Origin of the sequence: Coprothermobacter sp., from assembly GCA_013824685.1 — a bacterium.
Lineage (GTDB): Bacteria > Caldisericota > Caldisericia > Cryosericales > Cryosericaceae > Cryosericum.
Map to the genome: position 1 here is coordinate 125,372 of PNOG01000005.1, position 22,168 is coordinate 147,539.

General features: G+C 61.6%; 24 protein-coding genes. 11 read left to right on the forward strand and 13 right to left on the reverse strand.

Annotated features, from left to right (window positions below; genetic code table 11):
- The first annotated feature begins 21 nt into the window (after window positions 1–21).
- Window positions 22–600 (forward strand): nitroreductase, encoded by a 579-nt coding sequence (locus C0398_01350; GenBank protein MBA4364637.1) that lies wholly within the window; start codon window positions 22–24, stop codon window positions 598–600.
- Here C0398_01350 and C0398_01355 read toward each other — a convergent pair.
- The 7 genes from C0398_01355 to C0398_01385 form a co-directional block, all read right to left on the reverse strand.
- Window positions 597–1,097 (reverse strand): DNA mismatch repair protein MutT, encoded by a 501-nt coding sequence (locus tag C0398_01355; protein ID MBA4364638.1) that lies wholly within the window; start codon window positions 1,095–1,097, stop codon window positions 597–599. The two genes, C0398_01350 and C0398_01355, sit on opposite strands and share 4 nt — an antisense overlap.
- Window positions 1,094–2,254, reverse strand: coding sequence for a hypothetical protein (locus C0398_01360; protein MBA4364639.1), 1,161 nt, complete (start codon window positions 2,252–2,254; stop codon window positions 1,094–1,096). The genes C0398_01355 and C0398_01360 overlap by 4 nt, the downstream gene beginning before the upstream one ends.
- A 2-nt stretch (window positions 2,255–2,256) precedes the next feature.
- Window positions 2,257–2,790: a BioY family transporter gene (locus tag C0398_01365; protein ID MBA4364640.1), complete on the reverse strand. Its 534-nt coding sequence runs from the start codon at window positions 2,788–2,790 to the stop codon at window positions 2,257–2,259.
- Window positions 2,787–4,001: an amidohydrolase gene (locus tag C0398_01370; protein ID MBA4364641.1), complete on the reverse strand. Its 1,215-nt coding sequence runs from the start codon at window positions 3,999–4,001 to the stop codon at window positions 2,787–2,789. The genes C0398_01365 and C0398_01370 overlap by 4 nt, the downstream gene beginning before the upstream one ends.
- A gap of 194 nt (window positions 4,002–4,195) precedes the next feature.
- Complete coding sequence (locus C0398_01375; protein MBA4364642.1) at window positions 4,196–4,552, reverse strand: hypothetical protein; 357 nt, start codon at window positions 4,550–4,552, stop codon at window positions 4,196–4,198.
- A 10-nt stretch (window positions 4,553–4,562) separates the two neighbouring features.
- Window positions 4,563–5,447, reverse strand: a complete 885-nt coding sequence (locus C0398_01380; GenBank protein MBA4364643.1) for a ferredoxin — start codon at window positions 5,445–5,447, stop codon at window positions 4,563–4,565.
- Window positions 5,448–5,606: 159 nt separating this feature from the next.
- A complete protein-coding gene (locus C0398_01385) occupies window positions 5,607–6,524 on the reverse strand; it encodes an asparaginase (protein MBA4364644.1) in 918 nt (305 codons plus the stop codon).
- A gap of 121 nt (window positions 6,525–6,645) precedes the next feature.
- Here C0398_01385 and C0398_01390 point away from each other — a divergent pair, with 121 nt between their 5' ends.
- From C0398_01390 to C0398_01400, 3 genes are all read left to right on the forward strand, one after another.
- On the forward strand, window positions 6,646–7,275 hold the full coding sequence (locus C0398_01390; GenBank protein MBA4364645.1) for a class II aldolase family protein: 630 nt from the start codon (window positions 6,646–6,648) through the stop codon (window positions 7,273–7,275).
- A gap of 44 nt (window positions 7,276–7,319) precedes the next feature.
- Window positions 7,320–8,807: a hypothetical protein gene (locus C0398_01395; protein MBA4364646.1), complete on the forward strand. Its 1,488-nt coding sequence runs from the start codon at window positions 7,320–7,322 to the stop codon at window positions 8,805–8,807.
- An 86-nt stretch (window positions 8,808–8,893) separates the two neighbouring features.
- Window positions 8,894–9,355 (forward strand): hypothetical protein, encoded by a 462-nt coding sequence (locus C0398_01400; protein ID MBA4364647.1) that lies wholly within the window; start codon window positions 8,894–8,896, stop codon window positions 9,353–9,355.
- A gap of 244 nt (window positions 9,356–9,599) precedes the next feature.
- Here C0398_01400 and C0398_01405 read toward each other — a convergent pair whose 3' ends face one another.
- The 3 genes from C0398_01405 to C0398_01415 form a co-directional block, all read right to left on the reverse strand.
- Window positions 9,600–10,466 carry an AraC family transcriptional regulator gene (locus C0398_01405; GenBank protein MBA4364648.1) on the reverse strand — a complete coding sequence of 289 codons (867 nt, stop codon included), beginning with the start codon at window positions 10,464–10,466 and terminating at the stop codon, window positions 9,600–9,602.
- 84 nt (window positions 10,467–10,550) lie between these two features.
- A complete protein-coding gene (locus C0398_01410) occupies window positions 10,551–10,808 on the reverse strand; it encodes a hypothetical protein (protein ID MBA4364649.1) in 258 nt (85 codons plus the stop codon).
- Window positions 10,809–10,849: 41 nt separating this feature from the next.
- Window positions 10,850–11,422: a hypothetical protein gene (locus C0398_01415; GenBank protein ID MBA4364650.1), complete on the reverse strand. Its 573-nt coding sequence runs from the start codon at window positions 11,420–11,422 to the stop codon at window positions 10,850–10,852.
- A gap of 260 nt (window positions 11,423–11,682) precedes the next feature.
- Here C0398_01415 and C0398_01420 point away from each other — a divergent pair, with 260 nt between their 5' ends.
- The 7 genes from C0398_01420 (at window position 11,683) to C0398_01450 (ending at window position 19,291) form a co-directional block, all read left to right on the forward strand.
- On the forward strand, window positions 11,683–12,702 hold the full coding sequence (locus C0398_01420) for a hypothetical protein (GenBank protein MBA4364651.1): 1,020 nt from the start codon (window positions 11,683–11,685) through the stop codon (window positions 12,700–12,702).
- 252 nt (window positions 12,703–12,954) lie between these two features.
- Window positions 12,955–13,461 (forward strand): hypothetical protein, encoded by a 507-nt coding sequence (locus C0398_01425; GenBank protein MBA4364652.1) that lies wholly within the window; start codon window positions 12,955–12,957, stop codon window positions 13,459–13,461.
- Complete coding sequence (locus C0398_01430; protein MBA4364653.1) at window positions 13,451–15,202, forward strand: hypothetical protein; 1,752 nt, start codon at window positions 13,451–13,453, stop codon at window positions 15,200–15,202. Before C0398_01425 ends, C0398_01430 begins: the two co-directional genes overlap by 11 nt.
- A 229-nt stretch (window positions 15,203–15,431) precedes the next feature.
- A complete protein-coding gene (locus C0398_01435; GenBank protein ID MBA4364654.1) occupies window positions 15,432–16,247 on the forward strand; it encodes a radical SAM protein in 816 nt (271 codons plus the stop codon).
- A 172-nt stretch (window positions 16,248–16,419) separates the two neighbouring features.
- Window positions 16,420–17,325 (forward strand): DNA polymerase III subunit epsilon, encoded by a 906-nt coding sequence (locus tag C0398_01440; GenBank protein MBA4364655.1) that lies wholly within the window; start codon window positions 16,420–16,422, stop codon window positions 17,323–17,325.
- 2 nt (window positions 17,326–17,327) lie between these two features.
- Complete coding sequence (locus tag C0398_01445; GenBank protein ID MBA4364656.1) at window positions 17,328–18,023, forward strand: 3'-5' exonuclease; 696 nt, start codon at window positions 17,328–17,330, stop codon at window positions 18,021–18,023.
- Window positions 18,024–18,097: 74 nt separating this feature from the next.
- The gene (locus C0398_01450) at window positions 18,098–19,291 is read left to right on the forward strand and encodes a hypothetical protein (GenBank protein MBA4364657.1); all 1,194 of its coding nucleotides are present in this window, start codon (window positions 18,098–18,100) and stop codon (window positions 19,289–19,291) included.
- A gap of 7 nt (window positions 19,292–19,298) precedes the next feature.
- Here the strand turns inward: C0398_01450 and C0398_01455 are convergent, their stop codons facing one another.
- The 3 genes from C0398_01455 to C0398_01465 form a co-directional block, all read right to left on the reverse strand.
- Window positions 19,299–20,384 (reverse strand): hypothetical protein, encoded by a 1,086-nt coding sequence (locus C0398_01455; protein MBA4364658.1) that lies wholly within the window; start codon window positions 20,382–20,384, stop codon window positions 19,299–19,301.
- The gene (locus C0398_01460; protein MBA4364659.1) at window positions 20,381–21,682 is read right to left on the reverse strand and encodes a threonine synthase; all 1,302 of its coding nucleotides are present in this window, start codon (window positions 21,680–21,682) and stop codon (window positions 20,381–20,383) included. The genes C0398_01455 and C0398_01460 overlap by 4 nt, the downstream gene beginning before the upstream one ends.
- A gap of 156 nt (window positions 21,683–21,838) precedes the next feature.
- On the reverse strand, window positions 21,839–22,084 hold the full coding sequence (locus C0398_01465; protein ID MBA4364660.1) for a hypothetical protein: 246 nt from the start codon (window positions 22,082–22,084) through the stop codon (window positions 21,839–21,841).
- Between the last annotated feature and the right edge of the window lie 84 nt (window positions 22,085–22,168).

Here is a 22,168-nt window from a genome sequence, read left to right on the forward strand (position 1 = left end):
TTCGACGGGGAGGCACCAGTCATGGACACCTTGGAAGCGATAGCCGCACGGAGGAGCATCCGCAAGTTCACTGAGCGTCCTGTCGCCCCCGAGACCGTGAACGCGGTCCTCGCAGCGGCGATTCTCGCGCCGTCGGGAAAGAACCGTCAGCCATGGCGGTTCGTCGTGGTGGCGGGCGACGAGAAACGCGCGCAGATGATACGGGTGATGCGCGAGGGTATCGCAGACACCAAGGCCCGCGGGATGGAAACCGGCACGGCCATTATGACGGCGCGTGTCATGGAACGCGCTCCGGTGACGATCTTCGTCTTCAACCCGGAAGGTACGCATTCCTGGGCGTCGCACTCCGTCTCCCAGACGTTCATGGAAGCAGTAGACACGCAGTCCATCGGGGCGGCGATCCAGAACATGCTGCTGGCCGCGCAGGACATGGGACTGGGCACGCTCTGGATGTGTGACGTGTGGTCGGCATATCAGCAACTGTCAGCATGGCTGGGAGCATCGGGCCAGCTGGTCGCCGCGGTGGCGCTCGGGTACCCCGCTGAGCACCCCGACGCGCGTCCGAGGCGCCCCCTGTCCGAGGTCGTGCGCTGGTTCTAGCCGACGGTCTTGGGGGTCATCAGTCTGGTGACCTGACGGCGGAAGTCGGGGAACAGACTGAGTGAACCCATCTCCTCGAGCGTGAACCATCCGATGCCTTCCGTCTCCCGGGTGTCCTCGGTGAGATGCGCCCCTTCGCCGGGCAGGGGCTCGCAGACGTAGGCGAAGTCGATGTGACAGTGCTCGGGTTCGACGCCGGTCGGGATGCGCTCACACAGGACCATCCATGGAACGTGCAAGACCTCGACGACATCTGGTTCGCCCAGTGTCTCGTCCCGCGGGCTCACAATGCGGCAGTGCACGCCAGTCTCCTCGAAGATCTCGCGGAGGCATGCTTCGTCTGGCGTTTCGTCCTGGTCCACGTGGCCCCCTGGGTAGATCCAGACACGGTGTTTACGGTGATTGACCAGCAGGATGCGACCATCTCGCAGGACAAAACCCGACGCGGTGAAGTGTTTGGGCAGCAGCCGAGCCCAGGATGGCAGCAGTTCCGTCATGACGACTCCTTAGGGGGTGCCGGGCGGCACGCGTCTTCACAGATCCTTGCGACGATGTCGTAGGAGGCGTTGGGCCTCCCCAGGCGCCTGAGGTTACCGGACATCTCCTGCCCCCTTCCTGTGAACATCAGTTCGTCGGCGGCACGCAGGAGCTGCTCGGCGTCTTCTGCAGCATACACTGCCTCGTGCTGTGTCAGGAACCGGACGTTCACGGTCTCCTGACCAGGGAGGGGCTGGTAGATGACGAGTGGGACACCGATAGCCGCCGCCTCGGCAAGCGTGACGCCTCCTGCCTTGCTGACGAGCAGGTCGGCTGCCTGCATGTACGCGGGAATCTGGTCAGTCCATCCGACGGGGGTGATGGTGTGTGTGGCCGAACGAGCGACGGCAAGCCTGCCTATCTGATTCTGGACATCAGCGTTGTTGCCGCAGAGAGCCACGACGATGACGGGTTCTCCAAAGGGCCTGGACGTCAGGGTGTCACATGCCTCGAGGATGTGCCCAAGGCCCAGTCCGCCGCCCATGACGATGGCCAGATGGGCGTCCTGTGGAATACCCAGCATGGCACGGGCTTCCTGCCGGGCACGGTGGACGGCGAATGCCGGGCGGACGGGAATGCCGAATGAGTAGATGAGGTGGTGGACGCGCCGATGGGAAGCCTGGAAGCTCGCGGTGATTTGCTCATTTGCCGAAACGTGCCAGTTGACCCCCTTGGCCATGTACAGTGTCTGCAGAACGTAGTCGGTGAAACAGTTGATCAGCGGCGTCCCCTGTAGGCGATGTTGTTTGACTTTCGAGAGTGCCAGTGTCGGCCAGAGGTTCGTGGAGACGATCGCGTCAGGAGCTTCCATGAGTGTCAGGTCCCGCAGTCTCCTGTAGCCGACGTTCGCGAGAACCCTCGACGTTTGTTCCGCCTCCTTGAAGTCTTGGTTGACGGTGTGCTGGAAGGCAAAGTCATAGGCTTCGGGGAGGATCTTGATGAGCTGCAGATAGGCGTCGCACATGGCGAAGCGCAGGGGTGCAGGGACCTCGTCGAGGAAGTCGACGTATCGCGTTGTCCAACCACGCTGCTCGAAAACCTCTCCCAGTGCGTGTGCCGCCTGTTCATGCCCGGCGCCTACGCTGGCGTACGCAAGCAGAACCTTGTAGCCGGCCACGGTCACTCCTCAGCCAAGGCTGACCGCAGTGGACGCGCAAGGACGGCGACCACGGCCATTTTGACGATGTCGAGGGCCATGATCGGGACAAGGCCGAGGAGAGCTGCTTGGGCCGTGCCCCCTCGCAGCAGGAGAACGCGGCACATCCACAGGACGCCGGGGACATAGATGAGGACAAGTGATCCTTCGGCAAGAACCAGGTCGCGCCTCCAGGAGTCCCAATGCCAATGCTCGGCAAGAGCGCCGACGACGATAGAGGCGAGAAGGAAACCGGCAAGGAAGCCGCCCGTCGGTCCTGAGAGGGCGACCATTCCGGCGGCTCCCCCGGCGAAGACCGGAAGGCCGATCAGTCCAAGCAGCAGGTATGCCAGGACGGCGATGTACGCCGTGCTGCCGAACAGCAGTGGTGTCAGCACGACAAAGGCACTCTGGAACGTGATCGGGACCGGGCGGAGGGGGATGCTCACGTAGGCGCCGATGACCAGCAGTGCCACCATGACGGCAAGCTGCGCGACACGCCGGGTGGAGAGTCTCACGAAAGGTATCCCCTCACAACGGCCACGAAGACCGACAGCGCGATCGGGAAGATGTCTTCGTCGAACGTGAACTTTGGATTGTGGTGCGGAGCAGTGAGACCCTTTGCCGCGTTTCTCGTCCCGACGAAGACAAACGCCCCGGGCACCTGCTGGAGATAGTAGGCGAAGTCCTCTCCGCCCATGGTGATCTCAGGTTCGACGATGTTGTCCTCGCCGGCAGCCTGCTGGAGGAGTGGGCGCAGGAACGCGATGGATTCAAGGCTATTGATGACCGGGGGATACCCGAATTCGTAGTCGATTTCAGCAGTCGTTCCGAGAGCCTGGGCCGTATGACTGACGATACGGCGCAGACTGGCGGCGCCGAGTTCGGCGTCTTCCCGCGACAGTGCGCGCAGGGTGCCGGTCATGTGAACGTTCTGGGGGATGATGTTGAATGCAGAGCCGCCGTCGATGGTGCCGATGGTCACCACACGCGATTCGAGAGGATTGGTCTCGCGTGAAACGATCGTCTGGAGGGCGGTGACAATCTGGGCGGCAGCCACGATTGGGTCCGCGCCGAGGTGGGGCGCCGCGGCGTGTGTGCCCTTGCCGGTGACCGTCAGCTCGAACCGGTCGGCTTCCGCCATGAGAGGCCCTGCGCGCAGACCGACCTTGCCAAACTCGAGCGCGTTCCACAGATGCATCCCGAAGGCGAAGGTGACGTCCGAGTTCTGGAGGACACCCTCCTTGACACATGGCTCCGCACCGCCGGGGGAGATCTCCTCTGCTGGTTGAAAGAGCAGCTTGACCGTCCCGCCGAACTGGTCGCGGTGGTCGACCAGCCAGTGTGCGACGGCGAGCAGTGTCCCGGTATGGCCGTCATGGCCGCAGGCGTGCATCACACCCTTGTTCTGTGAGGCAAATGGCAGACCGGTTTCCTCGGTCAGCCGCAGGGCGTCGATGTCGGCGCGCAGCAGGAGGACCTTGCCATTCGCGGGACCGCGCGTTCCGGCGACGGTCGCCGTGACCCCGGTTCTCGCTATGGGCGATGGATTCAAACCCAGGCTGTGCAACTGCTCGGTGATGTACCTCTGTGTCTCCCGTTCCTCGAACGAAGGTTCGGGATGGGCGTGCAGATAGTGACGGTGCTCCACCGCTTCTCTGGCGTACGTGTCGATGTCGAGCATGTTCTCGTTTGCTTCCATGGTCATTCCTCCTGGGGCCTGCAACATCCATAGTGTAGCGGGATAGTACTGCCCGCCAAGTTCTCTCGTCCGTCATTCCGGCGTATGCAGGAATCCATCCTTGGTTCGACGCGTGGGTTCCCGCCTTCGCGGGAACGACAAAGGTCGGCTTGCCCAAACAGAAACGCGGAAGTTGAAGCTCCCGCTCTATGACATGGTGTCGGTGCAGCGAGAGGAAGTCGTCAGGGTGCTGCAAGAAGGGCAACTGCCGCCCGCAGGACATCCATGCTCCAGGTGCGTCCCTGTTCAGCGAAGATGGCCTCGAGGTCACTTGCCTTTGCTGAGTCTGGCAAGTCTGTCGTGACCCCTAGAGCAGTCAGGAGGTCCGCTTTCTGAATGCCATAGACGCTGCATATTTCTCCAAGAGTATCTTTCCCTTTGATGCCGCTGGTGTTCATGGTTGTTCCTCCTGACGCCCCGGCTCTCTGGCTGAGAGGGGCCGCGCCGGTCGTCCACTTGCCCGATGCCATGGAGACCACCATGGGAGCAAGAAATAGGGCCAGGATAAGGGTGATGTAGACAGAGTTGCGGAGTTTCATAGGTGTGCTCCTAGGACCTGATTGTCAGCGTATCGCTCACGGGGCACGCATCGATGCATTTGAGGCAGCGGTTGCACTGAGCGCTCGTGACGCGCGTGACATGCTCGACGTCGATGTGGAAGGGACATGCACTTGTGCATGCGTGGCAGGAGATGCAGGTCGCGGCATTGCGCCGTGGCTTGAAGATGGAAAGCCTGCCTACGAGGCCAGTGACCGCGCCCATGGGACACAGATACCGGCACCAGAATCGCTCGATGAACAAGGAACCGACGATGCTGATGACAAGGGCGATTTCGCCGCCCACAGCGATTTCGCCGCCGGTCAGGCTCAGGAATGCGCGCCATGGATCATACTGCGCAAACACGAGACTGGATGCTGCCCAGGTCCAGGCCAGGAAGAACAGCGCGACGACATATCGCAGGTACCGCAGGACGTGGTCTACCTTCGCCGGGATGACATGGTTGTAGCGGCGTCCCAGCATGCGGCGTCCAAGCTTGTCCACCCACTCCTGAAGAGTGCCAAATGGGCAGATCCAGCCGCAGAAAAAGGCTCCTCCAGCGAGAGTCGCGAGCGTGAGGCCGAGGCCCATGACCAGGTTGGACACATGGATCTTCCCAATGAGTGTACCTCCCCCAATGTAGCTGTAGAGCGTTTCCAGAGCTCCGAACGGGCAAATTGCGTCAACGCTTGCCGTTGAAAATGGAAGGTGGACACCACGCTCAGCCATAAAATGAAGTATCCCGGGGGCCGTTGCCCACAGAAAGAAGACAGCTCCTGTCCAGAAACGGAGTATCTGGGTTCTTGGCCTTCGACTCGTTCGTACGTCTGTCATTGCATTTCTCCTCAAGCTTGGATAGGTGTAGTACACTGGAGTATGCCCGACCCGTACACGCATGTCAAGTTTGGAACGTTGACACGCGTTTTCTTCACAGGATGGTCGCTAGACGTCCCGTTGATAAGTCTCCCCTCGGTCATTCCCGCGTATGCGGGAATCCAGCCCTAGAACGAAAACGGGGGAGCGCAAGCTCCCCCGTGGCGGTCCAGGCATTCGTGGCTACAGCCCTGCAACAGGTTCGGGCATTCCCTGCTTGAAGTAGGCGTGGACCATTTGCGGTGTGTTCTGGGCAAAACCGATGCCACCCTGGTTGTCGACGACGACGATACCAGCCTCGGTTCCCAAAATGTTGCTCAGCATGTTCACTGCGCTCGAGGCCGCACCCTGGGCGTCGAGCCCCATGCGCATGAAGTCGCAGGCGGTCTTGGTGATGAGGGTGCGCATCATGCTCTCACCCAGTCCGGTCGAGGAAGCGCCGCCGAACTGCGTGGCATACGTGCCGGCGCCGGGCAGTGGTGTGTCGCCGACGCGTCCCAGCAGCTTCAGGAAGACGCCGCCGGTGGACGTCCCCGCGGTCACCTCACCCTTTTCGTCCACGGCGACGGCTCCGACGGTGCCGTGCATGAACTCTGGATGTTCCTTCATGAGGGCCTTGAGCTTCGGCCAGTCGCCGGCGTCGCCGCGGAGGAACCTCTCGCGGTATTCTCGCCATTGGACGCGCCGTTCCTCGGTAACGGGATTGTGGGGCGCGACGCCCATCATGCGGGCGAACTCCTGAGCGCCGCTGCCCTGAAGGAGAACGTGGTCCGTCTTCTCCATGACCATGCGCGCCAGTGAGATGGGGTGCTCGATGTTCTTGATGCCGGCGACGGCTCCGAATCCCAGTGCAGGGCCATAGGCAACGGCGGCGTCCATCTCAACCTCTCCGTCAAACGTCAGCACCGATCCAGTGCCGGCGTTGAACAGCGGATTGTTCTCCAGGACCTTGATAGCAGTCTCCACTGCGTCCAGCGAGGATCCACTGCTTGCAAGAACATCACTTCCGGCAAGGACAGCCTCCCGGACCCCGGCGATGACAGCCTCTTCCTTAGCGTGGGGAACCGTGCCGACACCGCCATGAACAATGATCGAGTACATAGCGCCTCCACACTGAACACGTGTACCTACCTTCTAAGTATATGGTATACTCCATGATTGACAACCAAGCTTCAGAAGCGACGTAAGAGCTCGCAGTCCGGGAGGACATGGGGAGGCACAGATGGAGACAGCAGCGAAACTGGTCGAGATAGCGAAACGGCTGTATGAGAGGAACATGAACGCAGCCCTGGGTGGCAACGTGAGTATTCGGATGGGGAACGAGATTGCCATGACGCCCGCCGGCATCAACAAGGGGTTCATGACCGAAGACGACGTGGTTGTCGTCGACATGGAGGGCAACAAACTCCGAGGAGATGGCAAGCCGTCGTCCGAAGGCAAGATGCACTACGAGATCTACAAGCTGCGTCCGGATGTGCACGCCGTCATCCACACGCATCCCCCGTTTGCCGTGGGCTTCGCGCTGGCGCACCACGACTTGCCGGACGACATACTGCCGGAGGCGACCGTCCTGCTGGGTCATGTTCCCTGTCTGCCGTACGTGACGCCGTCAACGATTGAGTTGGCCCGCGAAGTTGCCCAAGGACTTGCTCACCGCAATGCCGCATTCATGGCGAATCACGGCGCCATCACCGTCGGCGCGGACCTGGAAGAGGCGTACAACCGCATGGAGCTCCTCGAACAGACGTGCATGTCTGTGTTGTATGCAAGCGTTCTCGGGGGAGTGCACCACATCCCGGAGACAGATATGCAGTTCTTCGTCGACAACTTCGGGCTGAAGCGCGAGGGTTGAGCAGGGCTGGAAAATCTCCCGATGCCTGCTAAGATGCAATTGATATGAGCGCGTCACGTGGCAGTAGGGTCATCGAACTGCACGAATTGCAGAGTATCCTGCAGGAACGTTCGCACCGGAAGGCGGTACAGCGGGCCGTAGAGGTGATTGCGCATCTCGTGCCGTCGTGCAGTGTGACTCTGATGACCATCGGTTTGGCGGGGCGGCTGCGCATCGAGGCTTGGGCGAACATCGCCACCTCCATCATTCGCAGCGCCGAGCGTAGCTTCAACCGGGATGGCCTGCCCAGGAATCTAGCAGACATCGTCCATACGAAGAAAACAGGGATCATTGAGGACCTCAACTCGTATGCCGACTGGCGCGAGCCGGTATCCAAGACCGCTTCATGGGCCGGCTTCCCTATCCTTCTCCACGGGCGCGTCATCGCCATCGTCAACGTCCAGACCATCAAGCAGCGCATCGCCCCTGAAGTAGTCACGGTCATCGAGCCAGTGGTGAGCACCATCGCACTCCTCATTCTGCGCTATGAGGAGGCGCGTGAACTGGCGGTGCGCAGCCAGCATATGAACGTCCTCTATGAGATGGCGGTAGCAGGCACGCAAGCGACCGACGAACAGGAACTGCAAGCCCGGCTTGATCACGTTCTCGAACTCATCGGTCGTGTCCTTGGGTATGGGCGTGCCGTCGTCATGCTGTATGACTCGCAGCGTGAGGCGCTGGTGCTCAAGGCCACTCGTGGGCGTGAGATTGAGCACGTTGGCCTGGAAATGAGTGTGCATGGTAAGGGTGTCACCGTGCACGCATTCTTGTCGTCAAAGCCGGTTCTTGTCCGTGACACGAGGCATTGCGCCGAATTCGTCGAAGGGCTGTGGCCCGCATTGTCCGAGCTGACGATGCCGCTGATTGCAGGGGGGCACTGTGTCGGCGTGCTCGACCTCGAGTCGCCCAAGCTTGCGGCGTACATGCGCTCCGACATCCGGCTGCTCACACCGTTCACATCGGGGCTCGCCCTGCTCATCGACAACCAGCAGAAGACAAAGCAATTGCATGAGCAGGCAACCCACGACGGACTTACCGGGTTCTTCAACCGCCGCATGATGGACGAAATGGTCCCCATGGAGCTGAACCGTACGGCCCGGTACCATCGGGACACGAGCTTGGTGATGGTGGACATCGACGGCTTCAAGGCCGTCAACGACCATCTGGGCCACGAGGAGGGAGACCGCCTGCTGCGCGTCTTTTCGGGCTGCATTCGCAAGATTGTCCGTGCCTCTGACCTGGTGTTCCGCTATGGTGGGGACGAGTTTCTGCTCATGCTGCCCGAGACGTCGCGTGAGCAGGCCGAGCTGTTCCTGAAACGCCTGACCGATTTTGCATGCCCAGAGCTCATCACGACACTGGGGCGTGTGACCTTCTCGGCCGGTATCGCCGGCTATGTCAGCGATTCCTCTGCAGAGGACCTCATCAAGCTGGCTGACGACCGCCTGTACCAGTCCAAGCGGCTTGGCATGGGGCACGTCACCAGCCGATAGGACGGCTTCTTCATTCCAGCCCGTCATTCCCGCGCAGGCGGGAATCCAGTCCTTGTCCGGGGAACCGCAGCCGCTATACTGACCGCATGAAGATCATGATATGCGCCCAAGGTGGCGGTCTCAAGAAGTCCTACAACAAGATGGCGCAGGACGAGTATTGTCGTCGCCTGGAGCACTACTGCGAAGTGAGCGTCATCGACGTCGCCTCACGGCAGCTTGCTAACTATGCACGGTTCGAAGAAGGTGCACGCGTCCTGCTCGATCCCCGCGGTCAGGAGATCACGTCGCACGAACTGTCCGAACGCCTGCAGGACCTTATGAACATGGGGACGCGCAAGCTGTCGTTCTTCATTGGCGGCGCCGAGGGGTTCAACCCCACCTTGCAGACCTACATCGAGCAGAACGTCGGCGTCCGCCCCCTCTCTCCCGGCACGAGCATCCTATCGTTCGGCAAGCTGACGTTGCCGCACGAGTTGGCACGCGTCATTCTCCTGGAGCAGCTCTACCGCGCGTTCTCCATCCTCAAGGGAGAGCCGTACGACAAGTAACCGGTCTCAACTGTGATGACAGCTGTCACAATCTGAGGTTGAGACTTATCCACACCCTGCAACCACTTGTAGGGGAACCGGAATCATTCATCAACAAATCGTCTGCAGGTCTCCGCCGACGTACTGTGCCAACCTGCTGACAGGTTATCCACAAGCTCAGACGTTGCTTTTGTGCGGCTCAGCCGTCATCTTCCCGAGTTTCTACCCACTTTCCACAGGTATGGCCACTGATGTGGGTCGGCGGTTACGGGGTTACCTTGAGTGGGACGTAGATGTCCATCTCCGACGAAGGACTGGCCGCGTCGAACCGGTCGTCGTACAACTCGAAGTCGGGGGTATCGGCCAGCTCCCTGCTCGAAGTGGGTAGCCAGGTACCGTAGATGTAGTCATAGGTCTGTCTGAGCGTCTCCAGCGTCCCCCGGTGCGTGAACACGACATACGTGGCTTCCGGCACCGTGACGGCGATCATACCTTCGGGAACGGCTGCTGCCTCTGTCACCTGCTGTCCGGCCACATACCGGAACACCCCCGTCTGCTTGTAGTCCACGTCGCCGATACAGAGACCGAATGATTCGTGAGGATGGGCTTGACCGCTGATTTCGCGCATATGTGGCATGAATGACTGCCACGGGGCAGGGATCTCATTGTTCTCGTTGCGCCCGTGGTATTCCATGCCGACCACGGTGAATGCCGCTTTCCTGACGATGGATGGTTCCATGGTGATGCCTCCTTGAAGGTGTCTGAGTCGGGCCGTGGTGAGGCGACGGATGCCAAGGTACGGGAGATGTCGACCCGACGAGCGGAACTTGCCGGGTGGCATTCCATAGGCTTTCCGGAACGCACGCGTGAAGGCTTCCTGGCTCTCGAACCGGCCGTCGAAGGCGATGTCGATGATCGGACGTCTCGTTTCCTGGAGTGCATGCGCTGCACGGTCGAGTCTCCGCAATCGGGCATATTCCTGGATCGTCGCGCCGGTGACCGCATGGAAGATACGGTGAAAGTGCCACATCGACAGGCCGACCGTTCCCGCGACGTCCGCTGTTGCAACGTCGTCGTCCAAGTGACCCTCGATGTAGTCGACGGCTCGCTGCACGTCTGTCAGGTAGTCCACCTTCACCTCCTCACTGCTCGCATGAGTGAGTATAGGGAGCGGGTGGCGTTTGTCCTGACCTGGTTTGCTACTTGCCGGGCCTGATCAGCACCCGCCGCAGGAGGAGCATCCGGAGCCTCCGCAGCCGCAGGACTCTCCTCCGCAGCCGCCGAAACCCTGTTCCAAGCTGTCAGCCCCATCGGCGTGAGCGTGGACGGTCTTCGCCAGTTGACATTCCTCGCTGCAGTCAGGGCACAAGGCAGTCCATCTTGTGCAGGGACCATAGGTCCGGTCGATCCAGTTGGTCTTGACACCCTCCGCCTCGAACTTCTTGTGGCAGGTGTCGCAATAGAAGATACTCATGGTTCCTCCTTGATGACAGTCCTTCAAACGTATCCGTGAGTTCAGGTGCCGGAGCAGGTGACCCCCGTGCTCAGCCCGCCGAGTTCCAGCGTGTCAACGCACTGCCAGATGTCACCTTCGTCGGCCTGGAGATACGAGACGTACGCTACACGGAACGAGAATGGGACCAGTTCGCGGCTGACGCTGCCCTCTGCCTCGAGCAATTCCGCACGATTCCTGAAGAAGCCGACAGAGATGTGAGGTACGTAGTCAGCTGCCCGGTCGAACGCGACGTCCGGGAACGATTCAAGAATGGTCTGTCTCAGCGTGAGCAGTTCGCCATGGGGGGGCGTCGGCTGCAGCCAGAGCACAAAGTCGTCCATGAACATCCCCGGTTGAGCGACGTGGACGGTGAACGGAGGGAGCTGGACCAGCGACTTCTTGATCTGGTGGCGTGCCAGCATCCAGTCGGAGACATCGAGGTCGGCGGCAAATGCCAGTGTAATGTGGGGCATGATCCGCGTCACGTGTGGATCATACCGCTTGCGGAAGCCATTCACGTAGTCTGCTGCGTCACCTGACACGGCGACCGCGACCGCCCCACCTCTGCGAAGCCCTTTCCTGTCCTGTTCCATAACAGCAGTATACGAGCATTGGGCCTGCCCGCAACGAAGGATCCGGGCGCATCCGGCAGCATATGACTCTCGCACACCGCGTGATCGGGGTCAGGTCTACACATTTTTCAGACTTCCTCCGAACGGGGGACCGTAACAGCAAGTGAGGTGCAACGACAGGCCGTCGTCGCCATATCCGGACGGGCTGTCGTTGGTTCGCCGCCCGAAATAATGGTACAATAACAGGAGAATCATAGGTCGGAGTCACGGGAGGCAGTACCATGGCAGTCTACATCGGGACCATCCCACCTGTCGGGTGGGAGAAGGTATGGGACGAGGCAGCACGGCGTGCAGGCTTCACTGGTCCGCCCCCACAGGTCATCACGGACACCACTGAGCTGGCTCGACGCGGCGAGGACATCGGAGCATTGGTCACCAGGACCGTGACGCCGGAGTTGCTGGCAGCTGCGCCTCATCTCCGGTTGGTCCAGGTGCCATTCGCCGGGGTTGACAGCATGGATCTGGCAACACTCAAGCATGCCGGAGTGCCGCTTGCGAACTCGCACGGCAACCGTGAGGTGACCGCCGAACACGCCATCGCCCTGATGTTCGCGTTGGCGCGCCGCATCATTCCCTATGACCGCGACCTCAGGCAGGGCATCTGGCACGGTTTCACGACGATGGACGAACCGGTCGTCGGACTCTTCGGGAAGACGGTTGGCATCGCTGGCCTGGGCAACATCGGCGCTCACATCCTGCGCATCTGCCGCGCCATGGACATGAAGGTGCTCGGTCTGAAGCGCACACCCGGTGGAGCGTGCAGCGACCTGGTGGACCGTGCGTACGGCTCCGACGAAAAGATGGAGTTCCTGCGCGCCAGCGACTTTGTCATCGACGTCCTGCCACTGACCGCTGAGACTGAGAACTACTTTGGCAGAGCGGAATTTGAGGCAATGCGCGGCCACTGGTTCATCAACATTGGCCGCGGGCGCACCGTGGATGAGAAGGCACTCTATGACGCGCTTAAGGACGGCACGCTTGCCGGCGCCGGCATCGACCCATGGTGGGTGTATCCACCGCAGCCGGTCGCCAAAGACCCGGTTACCGGCTGTATGCTGCAGCCGGTCTTCCCTGCCCACGAGCCATTCTGGAAGCTGCCAAACGTCGTGATGTCACCGCACACCGGGGGATTTGCGGATGTGTCCGTCGAGGGGCTCTGGGGTGAGTCCTTCGAGAACGCCATTCGCGCCGACCGCGGCGAGACGCCACGGAATCTGGTGGACCTGGAGCGCGGCTACTAGCCTATGGGGTCAGCTGGTAAATAGGCGCGCAGTCGTGAGTTGTGCCAGGCGCAGATGAATTGATGTGTATGACGTTGCACGCCTCCAGGTAAGCATAGACATCAAACTGCGTGCCTGGCGAGCGCGAGCGATGTTGTGTTGGCCCCGGTCCCTGGACTGGGGCCACGCCTTTCTGGGTCGCGTGCAACCTTTTGGCACCAACTGGGCTATCATTGTGGAAAGGCAAGAGCATCGATACGAAGGGATGGCGCTATGGACGACGAGCTCAGGACAGTTGTCACACGTGTCCACTCAGGAGAGGAAACAGCGTTTGACGAACTGTATCACCTAACGGTTCGACAACTGTACAGAACCCTGTACACGTACCTGTTGACGCGGGAGGATGTGGAGGACGTGGTCCAGGAAGCGTACCTCAAACTCTACCAAGTGCGCAGGAGACTGGACAATACACGTTCGGTACCAGTCTATCTGAGGACGATCGCCATCAACTGTGCGAAGCGAAAGCTTCGCCGAAACCACCCCGTCAGGGCACCAGTCGAGGAGGATGATGTCTCAGATGTCGAGCTCGTGAAGGGTGTCGTACGAGAAGCACTGCAACAGATTTCGCCGGCCGATCGCCTCGTCATGGGGTTGTTCTACGGCGACCAGGCCTCCATCCAGGATATCTGCAGGATGACGGGTGAGAAGGAAGGAACAGTCAAGTCCCGGCTCTCACGAGCACGGGAACGGCTACGGGAGGTCATCGACCATGGAACATGACGACAGAGAGTATACAGATATGCTGAACGACGAACTCAAAGACGTTGAGCCGGGCGCCGGGCTGCACGGCAAGGTGCGGGACGGAATCGCGCGGAACATTGTGCGTGTGCACCGCCGCAATACGGCTCTCGGAGCAGTTGCCGTTGCCATCGTCCTGACCATGGCGCTCAGCACGGTAACGCCGGTCTTTGGCCGGAACGGGACACTACCCCAGGTCATTGCTGCCATGGCAGCGGAACGGCAGGCGGAGAAGATGTCCAGGACACTGGGCGCTGCTCCCGTCCAACAGACGGGTACAGCTCTGCAGACGTCAGTAGCAACCGTGCAGGCCGTCAGTGACAGCGCGTTGTCCGAGACGGACGGCATCCTTGCGCTGGTGATCGCTGAGCGGGCAAACAAACCAGTGGCGGACGTTCTCAAGATGAGGACCGACGGACTGGGCTGGGGACTCATCATGGCGCAGCTGAACGTTTCAGGCCGCGACATCGGCGAAGCGATGAGCCAGGCGGAGACAGTCGCCGTGGCAAGCTCGCCCAGTGCCGCTTCACAGGGACAGGGAGCAACGTCCAAGCCAGCAGTCAGCAACAAGGATGGAGACAAGGTTGTCGTCAACGGCGAGATCACAGGCGTCTCAACCACCCTTATCACGGTCGCAGGCAAGACGTTCGGCATCACGTCCGAGACACAGCTCAAGTACCACGGCAAGGCTATTACGTCGACTGAGATAGCCGCCAAGCTGTCTGTAGGCAAGCTCTACGCCACCGTGCAGGGAACGCAACTGGCCGACACGAGCCTGCGGGCCGCCCTGATCATCGTGCAGGATGGAGCAGACGTGCAGGACACACCATCTGACGAAGATACTGATGAGCAGGGAACGCAGTCTGTCAGCAACGAGCAGCAGGCCCGTGGCAAGGTCACAGCCGTGACTGCCACGATGCTTCGCGTCGACGGGTTCGCCAACGACATTGTCCTCAATGCCGACACGAAGGTCGAGCAGGTCGGAGCCGGAAAGATGGACCTCACCGGCATCAAGGTCGGCCAGACCGTCCAGGTGCACGTGCGTCTCTCCGGTACGACGTATACTGCCCAGCAGGTCCACATCGAGGACAAGTACGTGAAACCTGACACGGCATCCAATGAGGGCAACGACCAGCAGGGAACCCAGCCAGCCAGCAATGAGCAGCAGATCCGTGGCAACGTTACGTTTGTGTCTCCTGCACTGCTCCAAATAAGCGGATTCGTCCCTGGCATCGTCCTCAATGCCGACACGAAGGTCGAGCAGGTCGGTGCTGGAACCATGGACATGGTCGCCATCAAGGTAGGCCAGACCGTCCAGGTGCACGTGCGTCTCTCCGGTACGACGTATACTGCCCAGCAGGTCCACATCGAGGACAAGTACGTGAAACCGAGCACCGCAGTCAACGAACAACCGACCGGCACGTCTGTGACGACGTGGCAGGGGACGATTGTCGGCATCTCCTCCGACTTGAAGTTCATCATTGTGACGACAGAGGCCAGCCCGCCAGCCACGGTCATGTTCCGTATTTTAGCGACGTCGGTCCTACAGGACGCAAAGCATAAGACTGTGACATTTGCGAGCCTTGTGGTCGGACAGAAAGTGACGATTACAGGAAAGGTCCTGGCCGACGGTTCAGCGGAGGTCGTGAAGCTCATCCTGACGACCGGTACCAGCGCGACCCCCCAGCCGGAGAACCCCGGCAAGGGCAACGGCAAGCACTGACAATATTCCTCTTGTTCTCCTGGCCCGCAGGTCATTCCTGCGGGCCTTTTTCATTGGCAGAATCGACGGACAGCCGACTCTTGCCAAACCACGTCCCAAAAGGATAGTCACGTGGACAAAAGCGCTTTGCCGGCATATGGAGGGCTGTTGGCCACGAACCGCGCGAGGCCCACTTGGGCGGTTTCTACGTTGTTGCCGGTCTTGTCCATGCCGTCGCAAGCAGTACCATGTGACCATGGACACAGTCACTCGCAAGTCACTGCTCTACCGTACCGGCATCGGCGGCACTGGCGCCTATGCAGCGACGCACGTCGTCGGCTGCTCGCATGGGTGTCGCTTCCCGTGCTACGCCTTCCTCATGATGCAGCGGTTTGGCAAAGTCGCCTCGTATGAGGAATGGTGCCAGCCTCGGCTGGTCGCCAATGCGCTGCAGTTGGCACAGAAGGAACTCCCGCGCTTGCGCGGCAAGGCGCGCTACGTGCACCTCTCGTTTGCGACCGACGCTTTCATGGAGCAGCACCCAGAGGTCACCGCGTTGACGCTGCAGCTCATGCGTCTCATCAACTCCTATGACATCCCCGTGCATACGCTGACAAAGGGTGTCATCCCGGAGGAGGCGCTGCAACTGTCTCACGAGAACCAGTTCGGCATCACCCTGGTTTCGGTCGACGAGGACTTCCGGACGCGGTATGAACCGGGCACTGCCCCCTATCCTGCGAGGATCGCGGGACTCCGCCGCGCGCACGACCTCGGGTTCCACTGCTTCGTCAACATGGAGCCGTATCCGACACCGAACATCTGGCAGCAGGACGTCCTCGGCGTCCTCGAGGCTGTCGACTTCGTGGACGAGATCCGCCTGGGCCAGCTCAACTACAACGACACCGTCAAGCAGTATCCGGGCTGGCGCGCGTTCTACCGCCGAACGGGCGTGATCGCGCGAGACTGGTGCGCGTCGCACGGCATCCAGTACGAAGGCATTGCAGCGGCCGACGCTCCCCGCCCTCGGCACGCGGCATCGGACCCAGGAGACCTGTTCAGCGCCTGACCGTATTTGTTACCAGCGGACTCGTCACGGGGTCAGACCCCACGTGGTATCATTGATTGTTACAGTTTGGAACCGTCCCAAAGCGTAACATTCTCCACACGGGCGAGCCCTTCAGCTGGAATCGTGGTATAACAACATCATACAGTGACGTGTGCACGGTGGGGAGGAAGCGATGACGGACGACGAGCGAACGCAGTGGGAGGTCGTGGCGCAGGCGCTGGAGGAGACGGGCGACTACCGTGTTGTCCGGAAGCTCCAGCCGGTGGAACGGTATGCCGAACCCGACGGTGAGCCGACCCAGCTGGGCTTGATCCTCGACACGGAGACAACCGGTCTCGACGCACAGGTGGATGACGTCATCGAGCTGGGCATGGTGTTGTTCGAGTACGCTCCGTCGACCGGGCGCGTGTACCGTGTCGTCGACACCTTCGACGAGCTGAGGGACCCGGGGCGCCATATCCCCGCCGAGATCACCGCCATGACGCACATCACAGACGACATGGTGCGAGGGCGCGCGATCGACGTGGCCGCAGTCGACGCATTCGTCGCCCGGGCTACCGTGATCATCGCACACAACGCCGCGTTCGACCGCCCGTTCGTGGAGAAGCAGTGGAGCGTGTTCGCAACCAAGCCCTGGGGGTGTTCCATGACACAGGTGCACTGGCGCGACGAGGGTGTCGCGACCCAGAAGCAGGAGCTGATTGCACTCTGCCTGGGCTTCTTCTACGACGCGCACCGTGCCGTGAACGACTGCCAGGCCCTCCTCCATATCCTGGCGAGCGCACTGCCCGTGTCCGGCCAGCCAGCCCTGAAGCCGCTGCTCGGCCACGCCATGGCCGATGACGCCAACATCTGGGCCATCGGAGCCCCCTTCGATGCCAAGGACGTCCTCAAGACGCGCGGGTACCGATGGAGCAACGGAGCAGGCGGCGAACCGAAGGCCTGGCACATCACAGTCATGGCCGACGAGCTCGACGCCGAGATGGCGTTTCTGGAAAGCATCTACGGCCGCGACGATATGCACAAGGTTCAGGTGGACCGGATGTCGCCGCTCAACCGCTTCTCGGCCCGGACGTGAGCATGGAACGGCTTGTCTTCGACGTTGAGACGGTCGGGGTCCCGTGGGAGTCGCTGGATACGGGCATCCAGGAGTCGCTGCTGCGTTCCGCCAGGAGTGATGAGGAACGGCAGGATGTCCAGAACTCGCTGAGCCTGTTCCCTGTCACGGCTCAGGTCGTCTGCGTCGCACTGTACTCACCGGAACAGGACCACGCAGCGGTGTTCTTCCAGGCGCCGCAGGCAGGGGCCTCACAGGTGCGCGAGGAGAAGGCGGTGTTCGTCCCCTGCACAGAGAAGGAGCTTTTATTGCACTTCTGGGAAGCGGCGGGCAGGGCGAAGCAGGTCATCACGTTCAACGGGCGCGGTTTCGACTGCCCCTTCCTCCTGGTGCGCTCAGCGGCCAATCGCGTCCGGCCGACGGTCGACCTCATGCCCAATCGATACAGTAACCAGCACGTGGACCTCATGGATCAGTTCACCTGGTTCGGAGCGGTCCGCCGCCGGTTCTCACTCGACGCCTGGTGCAGTGCGCTGGGCGTGGAGCAGCCGAAGCGCGAGGTGCACGGGAGTGACGTCACCGCCTTGTACGCAGCCGGCGAGTACATGACCATCGCCCGCTACTGTCTGGGTGACGCCAGGGCGACCGCGCAGCTGTTCGACCTGTGGAGCAAGTACATGCGGTACCCCGGCCCGGGACAGGAGCAGACGCCGAGATAGCGCCGCGCCCCTTGCGTTGTGGGAGTATGTTCCCATGATGGTAGCATACGCCTTGCCCTGGAGGAAGAGCCCGCATGAGCACAGCACAGAGAGGAAACACTCGGGAGATCTGGCGTCGCGTCCTGCCGGTGGCTCTCGTCCTGGCCGCCGTCGTGACCGCGTTCGTCGTGACGCACGAGCCGCTGGCCCGCATCGAAGTCATGGATTTCGCGCAGGAACAGCAGGACATAGGCAGTCTCTACGGACTGTGGACCGACGAACAGAAGGCGCTCAAGGCCATGCCGCTTGCCGACTACATCGCGTCAGTGACCACCGGGAAGATGACTACTGCCGACGGTACCGCATGGGATACGTTTGCCACTGGAGTATCCCTGACAGATGAGGGGAACCCTCCAGACCAGACATGGCGCCGCCGCATCGGGGAGTGGGGTGGCGTGTATGTACGGCAGACGGACCTGCCCTTGCCCGAACTGCTGGCCGGGATCCCGGATGGGGAAGAGCGCTACGTGTCTCTGCCCGATGGAACATGGGTCAAGGCCGTCGCGTTGCACCTCGACAGCGGTGACTTTACACTCGGCGCTGGCCTGCACGGCCCTCCTCATGCGCTCGTGTATCCGCTGCGTGGCCTGTTCTTCCCTCTGCTTGGCCTTGCCATGCTGTTGTACGTCCTTCTGCCGTGGCCACGCAGGCGCGAGGGAGTCATCGCCTACGACAGGTGGCGGGTGGTCCTTGGCGATATCCTGGGACTCGTGCTCACCGTCGTGTTCGTCGCGATGCCCTTCTTGATCACCAGCAACTCTGCACTGGCTGTCACGGAGTATTGGGGACTGACGCTGGTGTTCTGGCTCATTGGGCTCCTCGGTCTGTGGGCTGTGCAGGTGAGCATTAGTGCCGGAGGATTGCAGATGATGGTGCTGGCGGACCGCCTGGTGCGGGTGACCGCGTGGCGGCACGAGGAGTATCTGTTCGCGGAGATGACACTTGTCCAGCCCGCCATCCAGGTCGCACCGAAGTGGCTCATCACAGCGTCCTGGCTCACCGCGCTGTCTGGTCGGCGAGGGTCGGGCGCTGCCCTGCTGGGTGCGCAGTCAGAGACGCGTGGCTTCCGCATCACCATGAAGGACGGGCGCTTCGTTCACATCTGGCTCACGGACCAGATGGGTTCCGTGACGATGCGCGGCGCTGATACCCTGCCTGGTGCCCTGGCCGCGGCGGGCGTGCCCATGAGCACCGAAAGCGTCACGGTCCGCGGGATGAGTGTCGGGTAGTACTTCCCTAGTTCTGTGCCTGTGCGGCCTTGATGACGTCCGCAAGGACGCCTGAGGCGGTCAGGATGGCCCCCCCGCCGATGCCGCGGACGACGACCGGAAGGTTGCCGAACCGACTGGTGCTGAAGAGGAAGATGTTCTCGGAGGGTTCCAGTGTCCCCCAGACCGATGCCTGCGGGAAGCTGCGGAGGCTGAGCGTGACAGCCCCGTCAGCGGAGACCGAGCCGACGTAATACGTGACCATCCCGGGTTGCCGGGCGGCCGTCAGGCGAGCCGCGAGGCGCGCCATGCCGTCGTCCTGGAAGGCCTCGAAATCCGAATAATTCTGGTCGAGCAAGGGTTCCTGGTCGACGTCGCCGATGCTGGTTGGGAGCCCCATGGTCTTGGCCAGGATGACGATCTTGCGCAGGGCGTCGCGGCCGGCAAGGTCCGTCAGGGGATTGGGTTCGGCAAATCCTCTCCGCATGGCGTCTGCAATGGCTGCATCCAGCGGCAGCCCACGGTTGAAGCCCCCCAGGATGCACGACAGCGAACTGCTGGGCAGGGCAACGATGCGCTGGATGGTGTCCCCGGTCGTCATCAGGTCGACCAGCGTGCTGATGACAGGGAGGGAGCCGCCGACGGTGCATTCATACCGGAACGGCGTGCGAGCCTGCCGGCTTACTGCCCGTGCCTGCTCGAACCAGCCGGGCGTCTCCGCGAGGGGAATCTTGTTTGCCGTGACGACTGGGATGCCCATCCCCAGCGCTTCCAGGAGCAGGGGCCCCGTTTCGGCTGTGGCTGTGACATCGATCAGCACGTACTGTGTCGTGTCCGGAAGCCCGAAGCGGTCGAACACGGGGTCCAGGACAGCGATGGTCATACCGGGCGCGCGCTGCGTCCATTCGTCGAAGGATGCTCCCCTGTCGGCCGCTCGCAGTGCCAGGTCATCGCCCAAGGCGACGCTGCTGCTGCGCACGACAGCGGCGTATTCCAGGTGGACACCGGTCTCGCGATCGATGCGTGCCCGGTTCTCGACCGCCAAGTGGACCAGCGGTCCCCCGACCTTGCCGTATCCCAGCTGAATGACGTGTGTCACGGGTGCGGTTTTCACTGCAATTCCTCCTCGATGATGCGGGCGATCGTCTCAGGATCCGAGGGTACGTGGCGCGGCTCGTTGGCGCAGGCGTCCAGCGACGCGGCCCCCGGGATACCGAGTCCGGCTGTCTGTCCCGTCGCCAGTGCGATGGTTGTGTCCGGGTCCTTGAGCAGGTTGCCGGTGATGATCAGCAGAGCGCTCTCGCCGGGACGTACGACCTGTTCGCGCACCAGCCTGCGCAGGCCGGCAAGCGAGGCGGCCGATGCCGGTTCGCACCCAATAGCTTGTCGGTCAAGGTCATGTTTTGCCTGCAGGATCTCGGCATCGGTGACGCTGGTCACGACACCGTCCGTGAATCGGATGGCGCGCACGGCCTTCTCGTAGTTGACCGGATTGCCGATGCGGATGGCGGTCGCGATGGTCTCCGGCTGCACGGGCTCGAAGCGGCGGAAGTTGTCCTGCGCGGCACGCGCGAAGGGGGATGCGCCTTCGGCCTGGATGACCGCGAGACGCGGCACGTGGTCGATGAGGCCCAGCGCCTTCATCTCGACGAGAGCCTTGCCGAACGCGCTTGTGTTTCCCAGGTTTCCTCCCGGGACGACGATCCAGTCCGGCAGCATTTGCCCAAGCTGGAAGTAGCTGTCCAGGATGATAGTTTTCTGTCCTTCCAGGCGGAACGAGTTCAGCGAGTTGACCAGGGTCAGGTTGTGCTGTGTCGCCATCTGTTCCACGGCGTGCATGGCATCGTCGAAGCTGCCGTCGATCTGCAGAGTGTGAGCCCCGTACGCAAGTGCCTGCGCCAGCTTGCCTTGCGCAATCTTGCCCTCAGGGATGAGGACGAAGACGGGAAGGTGGGCGCGGGCGCCGTATGCGGCCAGCGAAGCAGAGGTGTTGCCGGTGGAGGCGCAGATGAGCGCCCGTGCTCCCTGGTGTCTGGCCCAGCTCACAGCGACGGTCATGCCCCGGTCCTTGAAGGAGCCGGTAGGGTTTTCTCCTTCGTGCTTGGCCCAGAGAGCAGACAGACCGAGCGGGGCGGCGTCCAGTGTGTACAGGTTGGTGCGGCCCTCCGGGAAGGTGGCAATGTCCTCAGCAGGCAAGTCCAGCACAAGTTCGCGGTAGCGCCAGACGCCGGAGAGGTCCTCGGGCAGACGGGACGTGAGACGTGATTCGAATGTGGCGGCGAGAGCAGCAGGAGACGGAGCGCTGTCCATGTCGAGCTGAACGTCGAGTAGTCCGCCGCAGTCGCATCGGAGCCGCCGGTCTTCGCAAGGGTAGGTCGATCCACACGTTACACACATCAATTGTCTGTTCATAGGCACACCTCGATTCCAGTATGCCGAAGAACAGCCCTGTGACAACAGCTGTCCCTTTCGTGCGCGCATGCAGTGGTGACACGCACGAACGCTCCGAGGGGTCGCCAGGGATCTCAGGCAGGAGCTGCCGCGGTGATACTGCTTGCTGGTATCGTTTCACCTCATGTACACCCGTACGTGAACCATCGGGTCGTGGACCCACCCAGACATGGTCGCGTAGCTGCCACGTTTCTTAATGATGAGGGGGTTGTCTTCTCCTGGCGATCTAATCCAGGTGACCCTGAGAGAGGAAGAGTGGGTGGAACAGGCTCGTCCTGTCCAGCTCTTCAGGAGTGCGAGTGGACAGCAGACGTTTCGATATGCCTGTGCCTTGACCATTGAGAGCTTCTTGTCTTCCTGCATCGTGAGCTCCATTCTCTGATGTGTTTCGGAAGCCAGTGGACCTCGATGGTGGATGAGTCGATTCGCTTCTTGACAAGAATTCCG